This window comes from Rhizobium pisi (assembly GCF_003938655.1).
GTDB classification, from domain to species: Bacteria; Pseudomonadota; Alphaproteobacteria; order Rhizobiales; family Rhizobiaceae; genus Rhizobium; species Rhizobium pisi.
This window is the reverse complement of sequence record NZ_RJJT01000005.1, coordinates 70,182-86,505: the sequence shown is the minus strand read 5'-3', so window position 1 is coordinate 86,505 and position 16,324 is coordinate 70,182. Positions and strand designations below refer to the sequence as shown.

Sequence of the window (16,324 nt, the reverse complement as noted above, 5' to 3'; positions counted from 1 at the left end):
TGCGCGTCATGGACGGCAATTTATGGTGATCACCGAACCGGCTGGACCGGCTATTCCCCCTTTTCGTCGGTCTCCTCCGCCGTGGGCTTGGTGCTGAAGAGGCTCTTGAGCGCGTTGGTCTTGGATTTTTGCGCCTTGCTCAACTTCAGCGCTCGATTGGCGGCCTTGGCCTGTTCCAGCATCATTTCGATCTGGATCTGCTGGATCTCGGTCAGCCGTTCCCACTGCCGGTTCAGCAGGTGATCGACCTTTTCATGCAGGTGGCGGATTTCCAGCTCGGCCTTGAGATTGACCTTATAGTCGTTGAGCGCCCGCAACCGATCCTTTGCTTCCTGGCGGCGCTGGCTCATCATGATGATCGGCGCCTGCAGGGCGGCAATGGTCGAAAGGATAAGGTTCAGCAGGATGAAGGGATAGACGTCGAAGGCAGCCTTCTCGCCCAGCAGCAGGTTGATCCCCATCCAGACGGCGAGGAAGAAGCAGAAGGAGATGATGAAGGTCCAGCTTCCGCCGAAGGTCGCGACGACATCGGCGACACGATCGCCGAGCGAACGGCGTTCCTCGTAATCCTCTTCGATGTTTTCGGCGAGCGTGTCGTGGGTCTTCAGGCTCTCGACGACTTCGTCCTCGAGGTTCGAGAGTTCACCGCGTTCGTCGCGCAGCAATTCGGCGATGTATTGGCCGCGATAGTCATCGACCAATTTACGACTGATATAGTCGTCCGAGCGGATGCCGGGGTGTTTCTGCCGCACGAAATCCGCAAGCGAAGGGCGCAAATCGTCAAAATGGAAGGCGTCCTTCTTCTTCAGTGCCGCGCCAGTGATCGCGTCCACCAGCTTGACCGACTTTGCCTTGGCCTGAGCCAGGCTCTTGGAATAGTCGTCCATCTCGACGGTGGCAGCCTCCCCGTGCCCGGCGTCGAAGTCGACGATTTCTCCTGTTAAATCCAGGGGTTTCCCTTCTGCCATCTGCTGATCCTCGCTGCCGATTTTTCGCCCGTCTAGCCATCAATTCCAACAGGATTGTGACATCAATCTTGCCGTAATGATGCAGGCGCGATAGTGTGTAGCGCAGCCGCTCTGCGCGTGCGGCCAACTGCGGTCCCACGGCACAAGAAGGTCATTCGGCGGGGCGATGCGAGCCGGGCCCGGGCGGGTTGCCTCCTGCATCCACGATCGCTCGGACGACGAGCGCAATGCGTTCGTCACGCATGCCGGGCCGAACGCGGCCCGACCGTTCTAGCTCGGCAAGTCCGTGCAGGGCTGCCCAGAAGGTCTCGGTCACGATCTCTGCATTGGCGCAGAACGGAGATACCGCTGTTGCCAGCACCTCAAAACCGGCCCGAAGTTCCGCTCGCGTGTCAGCCTCGGCGAACCGCAATTGGGTCGGGAGGATAAACATAGCCTCATAGAGCGACGGGCGGCTATGCGCGAAGGCGAAATAGGCCGTGGCGACATCCGTGAGGGCATCTCGTCGGCTGTTCGCCCGATCCACCGCCGCCCGAAGAACGGCCGTGAGCTCCTCGAAACCCTCGACTGCGACTGCTGCTACGATGGCGTCCCTGTTTTCGAAATGTGAATAGAGGACCGGCTGGCTGTATTCGATCTCCTTGGCCAGACGGCGGATCGTGACGGCATCCCATCCCTCGCTCTCCGCAATTGCACGGGCTGCCGCGACGATACGATCTTCGCGATCGGCGCGTTCCCGGCTTTTTCGCTCTGCGATACCCATTCCCTACCTCCGTGCCTCTGCTCCGCAATATCGGAATCATATCACGGCTTGAATATCTAGCAATGCTAGGATAAACCTAGCACCGCTAGATTATTTGAAACCGCTAGAAGGATGGCGTGATGGATTGGCTTCTCAATGGGATCGGACTGCTTGTGGCCCTCGCAATTATCGCGATCGGCACCGGCTATATTGCTAGCCCGACGACTATGGTGCGCAGTTTTGGCCTGCCGCTTCCTGGAGATGACCCTGCTATCCCCTGGTGGCTTCGCCTCAAGGGCGTTCGCGACATCGTGGCGGGATTGCTCCTGCTTGCATTCATGCTGTGGGGTGCCCAACGCGAGATCGGCATCATCCTGCTGGTCGAGGCAATGATCCCTGTCGGCGACATGCTGGTCATTCTCGCGGCGAAAGGCTCCGCGAAGAGCGCCTTCGGCATTCATGGCCTCACGGCTGCAATCATGCTCCTGGCTGCCATTCCGATGATCACAGCTGCGCATTGAGATGGTACACATTCTTTCACTCTGGTTCTTAGGCGTCGCATTGTCATGCGCGGGGATCGTCAATGCGATCGGCACATCAGGCACGCGAAGCGATTTTGCCCGGTGGGGCTATCCGCGCTGGTGGGGTATCTTGACGGGCGGACTTGAAATATCGAGCGCCGCCCTGATCGCCATTCCCGTCAGCCGCATTCCTGGCCTGGCGCTTGGGGCAGTCGTCATCGCAGCCGCGATATTCACCGTCCTGCGCCACCGCGACTATCAGCACCTTCCGCCGCTGAGTGTCTTCGTCAGCCTGATCGCTCTTGCCACGATTTCATCTTGAGCAAGGCGCTTGTCCGCTTTGGGGGCGGTAGTAGAAGACGTTCAGATCGAAGCGCGGAGTTTTCAGGTCGGGATTGTGGCACACAGGCAAAAGGCTCAATCACCATCTGCCGATGTAGCACCCTCAGCTCTTGCAAGGGATCGAACCACGTTTCCTCCAAATAGCTGCTTTCAGCCCTCCAGAATGCCCGCGATCCTGACCAAGTCTGCAACCGACGAAGCGTGCATTTTCCGCATCATGTGACCGCGGTGAAGCTTCACTGTGGCCTCAGCGAGTTGAACCTCGGCCGCAATTTGTTTGTTCAGCTTCCCGGCGACAACCAATGTCATAATCTGCCGCTCACGCTCGGTAAGTTTGGAATATCTTTGGCGCAATGCAGCCGATTGGTTTGCCTCTTCGCGTCGAGCGCTATCACTTGCCAAAGCGCGGTTCACTGCTTCGAGTAGGTCCTGCTCCCGCACTGGCTTGGTCAGGACATCGATAGCTCCGGCCTTCATGGCGCGGACAGCCATCGCCACATCGACATGAGCGCTGATCAGCACCACAGACCTTGGGTGCCGGCCTTTTGCGAGCTCCTCTTGAAACTCCAGGCCGCTCTGGCCCGGCAAGCGAATATCCAGGACGATGCAGCCTGCACGATCATGGTCATCCGCTGTAAGAAACTCTGCCACCGAGCCATGAGTTTCAGCGACAAGTCCGACAGATTCGAACAATCCTCTCAGAGCTTCGCGGACACTTTGGTCGTCATCGATGATGATGACTGTCGGCCGGCCTCTCTTGCGATTATCTATCATGGACAACAGCGCCCTCCGCCATTGGCAAGGTGAACGTAAACAGGCCCCCGACGCTGCTCTCCCCCACTGAAGCCCAAATACGACCACCATGCGCTTCGACGATTGAACGGCATATCGATAAGCCCATTCCGATACCGTCGGCCTTCGTGCTGTAGAATGCTTCGAAAATCCGGTCCAGCTCACCGATCGGGACCCCACGCCCCGTGTCTGAAACACTCACGCGGACAAGCTGCTCCTCCACAGCGCATCTGATGTTGATGCGTTTTGCTATTGAAGAAGCTGTCATCGCTTCGGCGCTGTTCATGACCAAGTTGAGAACAACCTGTTGCAGTTGCGTCCTATCTCCAACAACTTCGATAGGGTGTTCTGCCATTTCGAGACCAACCTCTATCCCGCGCCTTTGAAGTTCGCCGGTCAACAGATTCAGCACCTCACGCACGGCGGGTTTGAAGTCAGTTTTCTCAATTTTAGCAGGCAACTTCTGAGCCATTGACCGGATGCTGGCGATAATGTCGCCCGCGCGGTGTCCGTCCCTGACGATACTTTCGGCTGCCAGACGCGCCCGCTCCAGATCGATGTGACCCGGCTGTAACCAGCGCAGACATGTTCCGGCATTCGTGACGATTGCCATCAGCGGCTGGTTGACTTCATGGGCAATCGAAACGGCAAGTTCACCTGTGGCCGTCATCCGGGTCACATGCGCGAGGTCACTCTGGCTTTGCCGCAACGACTCTTCCGCCCGTTTACGATCCTCGATATCCACGACGACGCCGTACCATCTCACAACATTTCCATCTGAATCCAGAAGGGGACTTTGTCGAAGGTTAAACCACCGATATTCGCCATCGGCGCGTCTGATACGGGCGTCTACCGGGCGGCTTTTTTTTGAGGCTACGATATCGTCCCAGACCACACGCATCGGCTCGACATCATCAGGATGAAACATGCGATAAAAACCGAAACCGACGATCTCTTCAAAAGGTAGACCGACATAATCGATCAAGTTTCGATTAAAATATTCAAGCCGGCCATCCGAGGTGCAGGACCAAGCCATGGCGGGTATCGTGTTGATAATAAGACTGAGCTTGTGTTCACTCTCCCTGAGCGCAGCTTCGCTTTCCCGAAGAGCATTCTCCGCACGTTGCAGGTCTTCGATATCGATGTTGACACCAAACCAACGAACGACGCCGGTGGCATCGACTAGCTTTCGCCCTGAAAAGTAAAACCAACGGTATTTACCGTCTGCTCCGCGAATGCGTCCTTTCAAAACAGTGTGGTCGGAATGCTCAAGGTCTCTCTTCCAGATGTCCACCATACCGGCAATATCGTCTGGGTGATAAAGCTCCAGGAAGCCCCAGTCGAGAATTTGGTCAGCAGGACGGCCTGCATAGTCCAGCCAGCTTTTATTGACAAAATCGGCGCTGCCATCCGGTCGGGCTGACCATACGAGAACAGGCAGCGAATTGATGATAAGGCTAAGGTTCTGCTCGCTGGCCGCAAGTGCAGTCTTCGTTTCCTTCAATGCGTTTTCGGCCTGTTTGCGGTCTTCGATATCGAGGACCACACCATACCATCTCAAGACGGTTCCTTCGGCATCGAGCCGCGGCTTCTGCCGAAGCGTGCACCAACGATATTGGCCATCTGCGCGCCTCAGCCTGCCCACGACCTCTCTGGCATGCTTCGAGGCCATGATGTCATGCCATTCCGAAGCAAGATGTGACGTGTCGTCAGGATGAAATAGCTTATAGAATCCCACTCCAGAGATTTCCTCAAGCGGCGCCCCGATAAACTCGAGAAAGTGCTGGTTGGCAAAATCGAGCATGCCTTCCGACGTTGCGGACCACACCATGGCGGGGATCAGATCAATAATGGGATCGGTTTCCGGCTCTCGTTCCACCGCACTCTCCGTTCAGAGTTTGAGACGTTCCGCAGCCTGGAAGTTCCGACTCAATGTCAGGAAATAGAGAAGGATGGCCGATCGTCCGCCGGAAATAGTTACGGGATTTCCAGGCGTTGCGTAAGGATGAATCGATATACGAAGGTCTATGGTTGCAATGCCATCGTCTAGTTGCACGTGACCTAGATCGCAATTGAGAGCGATCAGAAACCCGCTTACTCCTACACAAAGAGGCCCTTGATGAATGGCGACGTCGGCAGGTCCGTCCTCGCCGTCACATCGAACGTGCATTGAAATTCTACATCACTGCCATTTCCTGACCTGACGCAACAGCCTCCGGTGACGTTGTTTATCGCGACGGCGTTTGCTCGGTCTGAACGGCCCAAAGCAGCCCTCACTCGAAACCAATTTTCGTTTCATCTCGACTTATGGGGAGACTATTATGCGTAGTTTGATTATGTGCCTGATGTTGGCGACAGCCAGCATGACCGCGGCAACAATGGTAAGCGCGCTTCCCGCGCACGCCACGACGGACGTTCGCGAGGCTCCGGTTCCCATCCACTACCGAACTGCGAAGATCGAGGGCCTCGATATCTTCTACCGGGAAGCCGGTCCGGTCGACGCTCCGGTCGTGCTGCTACTCCATGGTTTTCCGACATCCTCCCACATGTTCCGGAGTCTGATCCCGCTTCTTGCAGACCGATACCACGTCATTGCGCCGGACTATCCGGGTTACGGGCAAAGCGAATCCCCCGATCGTAGCAAGTTTGCCTACACGTTTAGCGGCGTCGCCGATATCGTCGACAAGTTACTGAATCAATTGGCGGTCAAAAGCTACGCGATGTACGTCATGGATTATGGTGCACCGGTGGGCTACCGCGTGGCGCTGAAACATCCGGAACGGGTCAGTGCGCTGATCATCCAAAATGGCAACGCCTATGATGAAGGGCTGAAGGAATTTTGGGATCCCATCAAGACCTACTGGTCCGATGGGTCAGAGAAGAGCCGTGAGGCGCTCTCCGGTCTGGTCACGCTCGAAACGACCAAGTTCCAGTATACCGATGGCATGGAAGACGTGTCGCGCATCAGCCCTGACAACTGGGTTCACGACCAGGCGCTTCTGGACCGGCCGGGCAATAAGGATATCCAGCTCGATATGCTGTATGATTATCGCACCAACGTGCCGCTTTACCCTGCGTTCCAAAGTTTCTTTCGCGAACGCAAACCGCCCACGCTCATCGTCTGGGGCAAGAACGATTATATCTTTCCCGAGGCCGGCGCTCATCCTTATCTCAAGGATCTTCCGGATGCCGAAATTCATATCCTGAACTCAGGTCACTTCCTGCTCGAAGAAAAGCTGGACGTGGCTGCTCCGCTAATCAACGACTTCCTGGATCGCAACGTCGCAAAGAAGTGACCATCAGGCATGGTCACCGGCGGTGCGACCAAGGTTCCGCCAAGCCGAGGTCGCACCGCTGAACAGCGGTTACTAAATTCCAGATTTTGGAGATCCCCATGCCGTACCATTTTTTGGAAGTTGCAATCACGCCGAATGTACGGCTTGCACAAGCTGAAATGGGTGCCGATCAGATTTGGTTAGGCGACCACCATCGAGAATCCGACAACTTCACCGACAGCGAACTGGCTTTCATCTCCGCACGGGACAGCTTCTACATTGCCTCTGTGTCGGAAACCGGCTGGCCATATGTTCAGCATCGCGGTGGGCCAAAGGGCTTTCTGAAAATCGTCGACAAGAAAACGCTGGCTTTTGCCGACTACAGGGGCAACCGCCAATATATCAGTACCGGAAACTTTGCCGCAAATGACCGGGCCTGTCTCTTTCTGGTGGATTACCCACGACGAGCACGCCTCAAGATATATATGCATGTCGAGAAGCTGACACTCGATGCCGACCCGGCACTGACCGACCTTGTTTTCGACGCCGGCTACCGAGCAAAGGCAGAACGGATTTTCCGGCTGCGGCTGAAAGCCTTCGATTGGAACTGCCCTCAACATATCACACCGCGTTACACCGAACACGAGGTCGAGAAAGCGGTAGCACCGTTGCGGGAACGCTTGGCCGAATTGGAGCTGGAGAATGCACAATTGCGTACTCGGCTCGAGGCCATGGGAGGAAAATAATGGAGCCCCCATTGCCGCCCGCGCTTGCAACCTCAGCCTGCATCCTCCGTTGCTGACTTCGCTGGGGTGAAGTCTGTTTGGCTTGTTGATAGTTAAGGACACTCCCATGAATCGCCCGTCAGCATCGCGCCAAACGGTGCCGGAAGAAGATATCATCGAAGCGAAGGCTTTTGTCGACCTGTTCATGATCGCGCCCCAGACGCTCGTCGACCAGGCTGAGTTTCGCTGCATGCAATTAGCTGCAGGTTGCGCAATATCGCTACCCAGCGCGCCCGCCATCGGTCTCAATCGTGTGCTCGGCATTGTAGCACTTGAAGATCTCGACACGGCCTATGAATGGATGAGCAAAAAGGCAGGCCGCCGCTACTTACAAATGAACGCTGCCACCGCACCTCAACAGACACACGATTGGACAAGGAAACGGGGCCTTGTTCCACAAGGTAACGGATGGGCAAAGCTACGGCGAACAGCGCCTTCTACGCCACTCATCCATTCTGGAGAGGTCGCTACCCGGCAGGTCAAAGTCACCGAAGCCGAAATCTTCGGCTCGATGATGTGCGCCGGATTTAACTTTCCGGCAAACCTGACACCGCTTTGGTCAGCGATCGTCGGGAAGGGCGGTTGGAGCTGCTTTTTCGCGGAATTGGACGGCAGGCCGATTGCGACCGGCGCGATGTATGCGGCAGACGGCTTTGCGTGGCTTGGCGGTGGCGCGACCGTTCCCGACTTTCGCAATCGAGGGGCACAGAAGGCACTCATTACCGCGCGTCTGAACCAAGGTACCGGTCAGGGCGCGCACACATTCGTCGTCGAAACCGCCCAGCCTTCGGCCGATGAGCCGAATATCTCTTACGCCAATCTCATCGTGGCAGGATTCGAGCAGATTTATACGAGAATGAATTACCGGTTTCCGGACGGCCCATAAGGGACGTCAGACACCTTGGGTCTGCGACTCGAGCCCGAAAGGATCATCGACGTCGTGGGCTGTTGCGAGACCGTCCGCCAGGTCATACGTTTCTCTGATCCAACCTCAGAAGGAGCAACAGATGCAGATCGACCTCGCAGGCAAGACCGCTCTGATTACCGGATCTACCGAAGGCATCGGCTACGCGATCGCCCGCCAGCTCGCGAGGGCTGGCGCGGACGTGGTGATCAACGGGCGGTCTGAAGAAAAGACCGCAAAGGCCGCCGAACGCCTGAAAGGCGAAGGTGCCGAGGGCACCGTAGCCGCCGTCGCAGCCGATGTCGCAACCGCTGAAGGGTGTGGCGCTCTCGTCGCCAAGGTTCCTCATGTCGATATCCTGATCAACAATGCGGGCATCTTCCAGCCGCTCGACTTTTTCGAGGCCAGCGACGAGGTGTGGGATCGCCATTGGCAGGTAAACGTCATGTCGGCCGTCAGGCTTTCGCGTGCCTACCTTCCGGGCATGCAGAACGTTGGCTGGGGTCGCGTCATCTTCATCGCATCGGAATCCGGCTTTAACATTCCGGTGGAGATGATTCATTACGGCGTTAGCAAGACCGCCGATATTGCGGTTGCCCGTGGGCTCGCCAAGCGCATGGCTGGTACGGGCGTTACCGTGAACTCGGTTCTCCCCGGCCCGACACTCTCCGAAGGCGTCGAGGCAATGCTTGCCGAAGAGCGTGCGAAGACGGGCAAGCCGATCGAGGAGGTCGCGGCGGACTTCGTCAAGAAGCATCGTGGCAGTTCGATCATCCAACGAGCTGCAAGCGTCGAGGAAATCGCCAACCTCGTAACCTATCTGGCGTCGCCTTTGGCATCCGCGACGACCGGAGCTTCCATGCGCGTGGACGGAGGATTGATCGACACGCTCTGAGGTGATCCCTCACCTCACCTGCCAGTTGTTCAGAGGGCGGAGCCTTCCGATCGCCTCATCGACCATGCCCACCATCGGCTCGTGGATGGGCGCAGTACAGAGGCGGTCGACAGTGGAACGGCCGCTTCCTGGATGGTAGCACTGAAAGCGTAGTGGGCCGGACTGAAGGGACGACGGCCCTTACTTCACCGTGATGGCAATACCGCTGAGATCGGCGTTGACTTGCAGGCCTACCTGCTTGCCTGAGAGCTCGAGTTGGGCGCCCTTTTCATTGGTCATGACGATCACCTGGGCGCCTTTGCCGACGGCGCCGCCACCGCCCGCCGCACCGTAGACCCCCGTCACGTCTCGGGCGCGGCGAATGTGGTGAACGGTACCATGGAAATAGGTCTTAGAAGCCCCGAAGGCGAGGCCGCCCGAGATGCCGCCGACAGAGACGGGATAGCGGCGACCATGGAAGGTCAGCGTGCCCTCGCCTCCAGAACCACCGACAAAGAAGGCAGCCTTGTAGACTGAGAAGCTGATCGTACCGCTGTCGGCATGCGCGGCGCCGGCAAAGCTGATTCCTGCTGCAGCGATAACCGCGGCCGCGACCGAACGAAATCTCGACGAAATCTTCATGATGCGAGTCTCCTCAAAATCGAGGCTTACCCAGCCAGGAGGGCACGTAAGCGTCAGGCCAAAGTTACTGCTGAAACATTCTCGCCCGTCATTAGTTCCAAGCACGCGGCCAGAATCCGGCTGCGAGAAGGCCACCACGAAACGAGGCGGGTGGCAAACATAGTCTCGGTGGCAGAGCCGGTGGCAGCCAACGCCCGGCTGACTCAGGCCCAACATGGGGCGCTTTTCAGCCCTCACGCAATCATCTGCTACGGCTTAGATCGTCGATTTCAAAGGTTTCTTGGCCGGAGGCTTGAGACGAATACGAACGGGACGTCCTTCAGCATGATCCACCTCGAACGAATTTGTCTTCTTCACCAGATCGCTCAATTTCTTGAAACCGAAGGTCCTTGGATCGAAGTCAGGTGCCAGGTTCGCAAGTCGAGTCCCAACCGCGCCCAGCGGCACCCATCCATCCTCGGTCTCCATCTGCGCAATCACCCTCTTGATTATCGGTGTGGCAGCGCTCGGCGGCTCTAGTGAGCGCGCTGCCTGTACAGCATCTGCTTCGTTTGTCGCGACAGGTGGAGCTAAGTTTTCGGTGTAGATGAATCGGCGACAGGCTTGTCGGAAGCTTTCCGGTGTCTTCTGTTCGCCGAATCCGAAAACGTCGATGCCTTGCTCCCGGATGCGTGATGCTAAGCGAGTGAAGTCGCTATCGGAAGAGACCAAGCAGAAGCCGTCAAATCTTCCACTGTGCAGGAGGTCCATCGCGTCGATGACGAGCGTTATATCGGAGGCGTTCTTACCCGTCGTGTAGGCAAATTGTTGTTGCGGAATTATCGCGTGTCGAGCGAGAACGTCGATCCAAGCCTTGGAGCGAGTACTGGCGAAGTCGCCATAGATGCGTCGCACGCTCGCCTCGCCAATTTTGGCAATTTCCTCGAACAGACCGTCGACAATTTTCGCGGACGCGTTGTCAGCATCTATGAGCACCGCGAGACGTGGCGAACGCGTTTCAGACATTTAGAAGCTCCGCAGCAACGCGTTTTGATCTATTCACGATGGCCGACGTCCCAGTCGGTTGCAATTGGCCGAGCGCTATTTGTCGAATAATGATGCAAGCCGGAGACGAGGGGGCACGCTCCCACCGGGCTCCCGGCATCAAATAGGTTTGGGGGCGGCCGCCGCGAACCTTGGCGCCACCCCCATTCCCTGGCTTGGTGTAGGCGTGCCCCTTGCCTACACCTCGCCTGCGCCCCCTCAATTCGGCTCGCGGATCGCATCATCCAGCCCGCGCAGCAGCGGATAGAGGAAATAGGAGATCACCGTGCGGGTACCCACCTTGATTTCCGTCGACACGGTCATGCCAGGCAGCAATCTTACCGGCGCTCCGGCAGCATTCAGTCTGGTATCGGCCAGCAGGATGCGCGCCTTGAAGAAGGGCGCGGATGGCTGGCTCGGGGTAGCGGTCTGTTCCGGTTGGCCGGTGAGGAAGGTGTCCTCGCTGATCGTTCGCACTTCGCCTGTTGCCGTACCATACTTCTGGAAGGGATAGGCGTCGAGCTTGATGCGGGCTTCCTTGCCGACCGCCACGCGGCCGATATCGCGGGTGTTGATCGAGACTTCGGCTTCGAGCGGCACGTTGATCGGCACCAGCGTCACGACCGGCTCGGCCTCGCGCACGACCGAACCGACCGAGCGCTGGGCGAGATCGAGCACGACGGCATCGGCGGGGGCGGTCAGCGCCACCATGTTGCGGCGCAGCTCCATCTTCTTCAGTTCTTCGCCGGTCATGTCGCGCTGGCCGCGCAGATCCACCAGCTGCTCCATCGCGGCGCGGCGGAAATCCTCGATGAAGGCCTGGCGGTCGGCGCGCAGTTTCGCATAGGCGTGGACTGCCTCGTCGGCCTTGCCGCGTACGGCGGTGATATCGGCCTCGACATCGAGGCGGGCGTCGCGCGAGCCGAGCATGGTGAGCAGCGAGCCGCTTTCCGAGTCATAGAGCTTCTTTCGCGTCGCCTCGATCTGCGAAAGGTTGTCGCGCCGGTCGTTCAGCACGGCTTCCTGATTGCGGTTTGCCGCAAGCACAGACGATTGGCCGGCAATCTGCTGTTCGAAATTCTGCAGCTGCGCCGTGTAGAAGGCCCGCCGCTGGTCGAAGAGCTGCAGCTGCAGCTGCTCATCCTGCGTGTTGCCGGCGATTTTCGAATAATCCTCGCCGGTAAGCTCGGCCTCCAGGCGCTTCACCTGGGCGTCGAGGGCGGAAAACTTCGCCCTCAGCTGCCCGACATCGGCCTGGCTGAAAGTGGCGTCGAGCGTCGCCAGCGTCTGGCCGGCACGAACCACCTCGCCGGCCTTCACGTCGATCGTGCGGATGATCGAGGTTTCGAGCGGCTGGACGACGATGGTCGGCTGGGTGGTGACGAGTTTGCCCGGCGCAACCACCACCTCGTCGATGGAGGAGACCGAGGCCCAGGTGATCGCCGCGGCAAGCAGCGCGGTGACGCAATAGAGCGTCATGCGGGCAACACGCGGCGGCGCGCGTTCTTCGAGCTCGACGGCATCGGACTGGAACTCGGCAATTGCCGGCGGCAGCGGCGGGCGGGCGATAAGTTCCCTGCCCTTTTCCGGGCCCTTGTCCGATGGCCCCTTGCCTGAAGGGACCGGCAGGTTATCGCTGGGTTTTCCGACGTGCGCGTTCATGCGACCTGCCTCATCTGCTGTGCCCAGAGGTGGCGGTAGGTCATGCAGCGCGACACGAGCTGATCATGCCGGCCGATATCGGCGACCTTGCCGCGATCGATGACGAGAATGGCATCGGCGTCGACAAGCGTCGAAAGCCGGTGCGAGACGATGATGACGGTGCGGCCGGCAGCGATCCGGCTGAGATTGTCCCGGATGATCGCCTCGCTGTCAGGGTCGAGCGCGCTTGTGGCCTCATCGAAGATCAGCAGCCTCGGGTCGGTAATCAAAGCGCGGGCAATGGCAAGCCTCTGCCTCTGGCCGCCCGAGAGGTTGGCGGCATTTTCCTCCAGCATCGTGTCGAAGCCGCGCGGCAGGCGCTCGATGAACTCTTCGGCGCCGGCGATGCGGGCGACCTCCATGATCTCCTCGATGCTGGCATCGGGCTTGGCCGCGGCAATGTTGTCGCGCACCGAGCCGCGGAACAGGAAATTATCCTGCAGCACGACGCCGATACTGGTTCTCAAATGCACGAGGTCGATCTCGCGGCTGTCGTAGCCATCCATGCGCACCAGTCCCTCCTGGCTCTGGTAGAGCCCCTGGATGAGCCGGGTGATCGTCGTCTTTCCCGAGCCGCTCTTGCCGACCACGCCGAAGACGCAGCCTGCCGGAATGGCGAAGGAGACATTGTCGAGCGCCGGCGCGGCATCAGGCGCATAACGGAAGCTGACCTTGTCGAATTCGATGCGGCCTTGCAGATGCGGCCGCACCCCTCGCCCGCGACCCGCCTGCTCCGGCCGCTGGTTCATGATCTCGCCGAGCATGCGCACGGAGAGCGCCACTTCCTGATATTCATGCACCATGGTGACGATCTGCACGAGCGGCCCCGAGACGCGGCCGGCGAGCATGTTGAAGGCAACCAGCGCACCGATCGTCATCGCGCCGCTGAAGACATCGAGCGCGCCGAGGCCGATGATCGCAACGCTCATCAGTTTTTCCAGCAATCCCGTGAGCGACTGGGCGATGGTCGACATCTTCTCGACACGGAAACGCACCGAGATCGATTGGGCCGAATAATCGTCCCACACCTTGCGCTGGCGCGGCTCCAGCGCCAGCGATTTGACGGTGCGCATGCCGTGCACGGTTTCCACCAGCAGGGCCTGCCGGTCGCCTTCGGCCTGATAGAGCGCCTTCAGGCGGCGCTGGAAAGGCCCGACGAGCATCAATACCACAAGGCCGACAAGCGCTGCGAAACCGAGCACCACGAGCGTCAGCTTCACACTGTAAAGAAGCAGGATTGGCACAAAGACGAAGAGCGAGACACCGTCGAGAAGCGTCAGGAACAGCCGGCCGGTCAGGAATTCGCGGATGCGTCCCGTCTGCTGCATATGCTTGACGAGAACGCCGGCCGAGGCCTGCTCGAAGAGCGCGATCGGCAGGTTGAGCAGATGGCCGAAGGTGCGGGTCGCGACGCGGATGTCGATCCTGTTGGTGGCGTAGAGCAGCAGATAGCGCCTGAGGAAGCTGAAGGTCGCGTCGAAGACGAGTGCGATCGCAATGCCGATCGTCAGAACCGTCAGCGTCGCATAGCTCTGATGCACCAGCACCTTGTCGATGACGAGCTGGAAGAAGATCGGCGTCATCAGCCCCAGGCCGTAAAGCACGAAGGCGGCAAGCGCGACATCGCGGAAGAAGCTTCGCTGCCTGATGACCTCAGGGATGAACCAGCGGAAGCCGAAGGGCCGGTCTTCATCCGACATGCGATAGTTGCGCTTCAGCAGAACCACCGAGCCGAGCCAGGCCTTGGCGAACTGCTCCTCGCTCAGCATCATCACGTCCGGGCGGGTGGCGAGCGGGTCGAGAACACGGATCCTTTCGTCCTCGCCCTCCCCGACAGCGCCGGCGATGACCACCCAATTGCCGTTGGTGAGTTCGGCAAGCACCGGGAAGGCCTCGCCGAGCTGGAACAGGCTTCGCCAGTTGAGATCAAGATGCTTGGCCCTCAGCCCCGCATCCTTTGCCATGCGCAAGAGTTGCCGCACGGCAACGGGATCGTTGCCGACAGCATAATCGTGCTGCAAGCGCTCAGGAGAAAGATCGACGCCGTGATGACGTGCGACGAGCGCAAGACAGTGCAGGTTTGTATGCAGAAAACCACTCATGGCCCACCCGAAACATTACGACCGAAGCGATATTTGTTTATCAGTTGAAGTTCGGCGAAGCGTTCGAAGCGCCGGCCTGCGTCGACTGGATATCGGCGGCCGCGGCAGCCGACATATCGCCGATCCGGCGAACCGCACCCGCCTCGACCAGGCCGCCAAGCGCCTTCTGCATGAGATCGACGGCATTGGCGAAGGCGTCGACCGGCATGATGATGCGCTGGCGGAAGACCGGCTTCGGATTGTTGTTGGCGTCACGGTCGGTCGCCGACAGCGACATCAGGTCGATGCGCACGATCGTGCCGGTGATGGTGATTTCGCCGATGCCGTCAGCATAAAGTTCGTTGCTCATTGTTCTCTCCTTTGGTTGATCTCAAAAACTTGTTCATCTTCGGTCCGATGCGTGCGTATCGTGCCGCCATGCCGGAAACGGATCGCGAAGGCCGATGGCGGTCTCCGGATCGAAGCCCGTCTCCTCCCCGGCCAGGCAATCGTCGAGCGCGCTGCGGATGGCTTGCCCGTCGAATCCGGAACCGATGAAGACGAGCTCCTGGCGGCGATCGCCCCAGACATCGTCCCAGTGCCGCTCGATCAGCTGGCGGAACTGCGGATAACGCGGCCATTGCGCCCGCGGCACGGAAGCCCACCAGAACCCCCTGGTATCGATGCGGCATTGGGTGCCGGCAATCGACAGCAGGCCGATCTCATCAGGCCTTGTGGCCAGCCAGAAATGGCCCTTTGCGCGGATGAGGCCCTGCCATTTCCTGGCCAGAAAATCGCTCAGCCGCGCGGGATCGAAGGGCCGGCGGCTGCGATAGACGAAACTTGCAATGCCGTATTCCTCGGTCTCCGGCACATGGTCGCCCCAGCCGAAGAGTTCCTTGTGCCAGAGCGGATGACGAGCGGCCTTCGCCTCGCTGAAGAAGCCGGTATCCATGATCGCGTCAAGCGGCACCTGGCCGAAGACCGCCTCGATGACCCGGGCATCCGGATTGAGCGCCGCGACCACCCGGCGAACCTCGGCGAGCGTTGCGGGCGGCACCTCGCCTGCCTTGTTGATGATGACGACATCGGAAAACTCGATCTGCTCGACGAGGAGTTCGACGAGCTTGCGCTCATCATCGCCGTCACGTCTTTCGCCGCGATCGGCAAGGAATTCGGCGCTTTGGTAATCGGCAAGCAGATTGACCGCATCGACGACGCAGACCATCGTGTCGAGCCTTGCCACGTCGCAGAGCGCTGCCCCGCTCTCGTTGCGGAAGGAGAAGGTGGCTGCGACCGGCAGCGGCTCGGCAATGCCGGTGCCCTCGATCAGCAGATAATCGAAACGGCCGGCGGCGGCGAGCCGCCGGACCTCGTTCAGGAGATCATCGCGCAGGGTGCAGCAGATGCATCCGTTGGTGAGCTCCACCAGCGTCTCGTCCGTGCGCGAGAGGTCTGCGCCCCCCTCGCGCAAGAGATCCGCATCGATGTTGACCTCGCTCATATCATTGACGATGACAGCTACCCGGCGACCTTCACGATTGCTCAACACATGGTTGAGCACAGTCGTCTTTCCGGCGCCGAGAAACCCGGCGAGAACCGTGACCGGCAATCTATTGTCTGTACGCATCGTCGATACTCACCTTTTACAGCATGCCTTGCATACTCGCGGGC

16 protein-coding genes are annotated in these 16,324 nt (G+C 59.1%); 6 read left to right on the top strand and 10 right to left on the bottom strand.

The window, feature by feature from the left end; translation table 11 throughout:
* Positions 1-50: 50 nt before the first annotated feature.
* Both EFD55_RS08390 and EFD55_RS08385 read right to left on the bottom strand, forming a co-directional pair.
* A complete protein-coding gene (locus tag EFD55_RS08390; protein WP_125844244.1) occupies positions 51-968 on the bottom strand; it encodes a DUF1003 domain-containing protein in 918 nt (305 codons plus the stop codon).
* Positions 969-1,119: 151 nt separating this feature from the next.
* Entirely contained in the window at positions 1,120-1,731 is a 612-nt protein-coding gene (locus EFD55_RS08385; RefSeq protein WP_125844242.1) for a TetR/AcrR family transcriptional regulator, read from the bottom strand.
* 119 nt (positions 1,732-1,850) lie between these two features.
* Here EFD55_RS08385 and EFD55_RS08380 point away from each other — a divergent pair, with 119 nt between their 5' ends.
* Positions 1,851-2,231, top strand: a complete 381-nt coding sequence (locus tag EFD55_RS08380; protein WP_125844240.1) for a DUF4267 domain-containing protein — start codon at positions 1,851-1,853, stop codon at positions 2,229-2,231.
* A 1-nt stretch (position 2,232) separates the two neighbouring features.
* Entirely contained in the window at positions 2,233-2,553 is a 321-nt protein-coding gene (locus EFD55_RS08375) for a DoxX family protein (protein WP_125844238.1), read from the top strand.
* Positions 2,554-2,723: 170 nt separating this feature from the next.
* Here the strand turns inward: EFD55_RS08375 and EFD55_RS08370 are convergent, their stop codons facing one another.
* Both EFD55_RS08370 and EFD55_RS08365 read right to left on the bottom strand, forming a co-directional pair.
* Positions 2,724-3,347, bottom strand: a complete 624-nt coding sequence (locus tag EFD55_RS08370; protein ID WP_125844605.1) for a response regulator transcription factor — start codon at positions 3,345-3,347, stop codon at positions 2,724-2,726.
* Positions 3,337-5,244 (bottom strand): PAS domain-containing sensor histidine kinase, encoded by a 1,908-nt coding sequence (locus EFD55_RS08365; protein ID WP_125844236.1) that lies wholly within the window; start codon positions 5,242-5,244, stop codon positions 3,337-3,339. The genes EFD55_RS08370 and EFD55_RS08365 overlap by 11 nt, the downstream gene beginning before the upstream one ends.
* A 442-nt stretch (positions 5,245-5,686) precedes the next feature.
* Here EFD55_RS08365 and EFD55_RS08360 point away from each other — a divergent pair, with 442 nt between their 5' ends.
* From EFD55_RS08360 to EFD55_RS08345, 4 genes are all read left to right on the top strand, one after another.
* Entirely contained in the window at positions 5,687-6,661 is a 975-nt protein-coding gene (locus tag EFD55_RS08360) for an alpha/beta fold hydrolase (RefSeq protein WP_125844234.1), read from the top strand.
* A gap of 98 nt (positions 6,662-6,759) precedes the next feature.
* Positions 6,760-7,386, top strand: a complete 627-nt coding sequence (locus tag EFD55_RS08355) for a pyridoxamine 5'-phosphate oxidase family protein (protein WP_125844232.1) — start codon at positions 6,760-6,762, stop codon at positions 7,384-7,386.
* Positions 7,387-7,492: 106 nt separating this feature from the next.
* Positions 7,493-8,311, top strand: a complete 819-nt coding sequence (locus tag EFD55_RS08350; protein ID WP_125844230.1) for a GNAT family N-acetyltransferase — start codon at positions 7,493-7,495, stop codon at positions 8,309-8,311.
* Between the two features lie 121 nt (positions 8,312-8,432).
* On the top strand, positions 8,433-9,224 hold the full coding sequence (locus EFD55_RS08345) for an SDR family NAD(P)-dependent oxidoreductase (protein WP_125844228.1): 792 nt from the start codon (positions 8,433-8,435) through the stop codon (positions 9,222-9,224).
* A 180-nt stretch (positions 9,225-9,404) separates the two neighbouring features.
* Here the strand turns inward: EFD55_RS08345 and EFD55_RS08340 are convergent, their stop codons facing one another.
* The 6 genes from EFD55_RS08340 to EFD55_RS08315 all read right to left on the bottom strand — a co-directional run bounded on the left by EFD55_RS08340 (position 9,405) and on the right by EFD55_RS08315 (position 16,280).
* On the bottom strand, positions 9,405-9,845 hold the full coding sequence (locus tag EFD55_RS08340) for a lipid-binding SYLF domain-containing protein (protein ID WP_125844227.1): 441 nt from the start codon (positions 9,843-9,845) through the stop codon (positions 9,405-9,407).
* Positions 9,846-10,100: 255 nt separating this feature from the next.
* Positions 10,101-10,850 (bottom strand): NYN domain-containing protein, encoded by a 750-nt coding sequence (locus EFD55_RS08335; protein ID WP_125844225.1) that lies wholly within the window; start codon positions 10,848-10,850, stop codon positions 10,101-10,103.
* Positions 10,851-11,087: 237 nt separating this feature from the next.
* Complete coding sequence (locus EFD55_RS08330; RefSeq protein ID WP_125844223.1) at positions 11,088-12,530, bottom strand: HlyD family type I secretion periplasmic adaptor subunit; 1,443 nt, start codon at positions 12,528-12,530, stop codon at positions 11,088-11,090.
* Positions 12,527-14,671 (bottom strand): peptidase domain-containing ABC transporter, encoded by a 2,145-nt coding sequence (locus tag EFD55_RS08325; RefSeq protein WP_125844221.1) that lies wholly within the window; start codon positions 14,669-14,671, stop codon positions 12,527-12,529. The genes EFD55_RS08330 and EFD55_RS08325 overlap by 4 nt, the downstream gene beginning before the upstream one ends.
* Before the next feature lie 40 nt (positions 14,672-14,711).
* Positions 14,712-15,020: a hypothetical protein gene (locus EFD55_RS08320; protein ID WP_125844219.1), complete on the bottom strand. Its 309-nt coding sequence runs from the start codon at positions 15,018-15,020 to the stop codon at positions 14,712-14,714.
* A 33-nt stretch (positions 15,021-15,053) separates the two neighbouring features.
* Entirely contained in the window at positions 15,054-16,280 is a 1,227-nt protein-coding gene (locus EFD55_RS08315) for a GTP-binding protein (RefSeq protein ID WP_125844217.1), read from the bottom strand.
* Positions 16,281-16,324 lie beyond the last annotated feature (44 nt).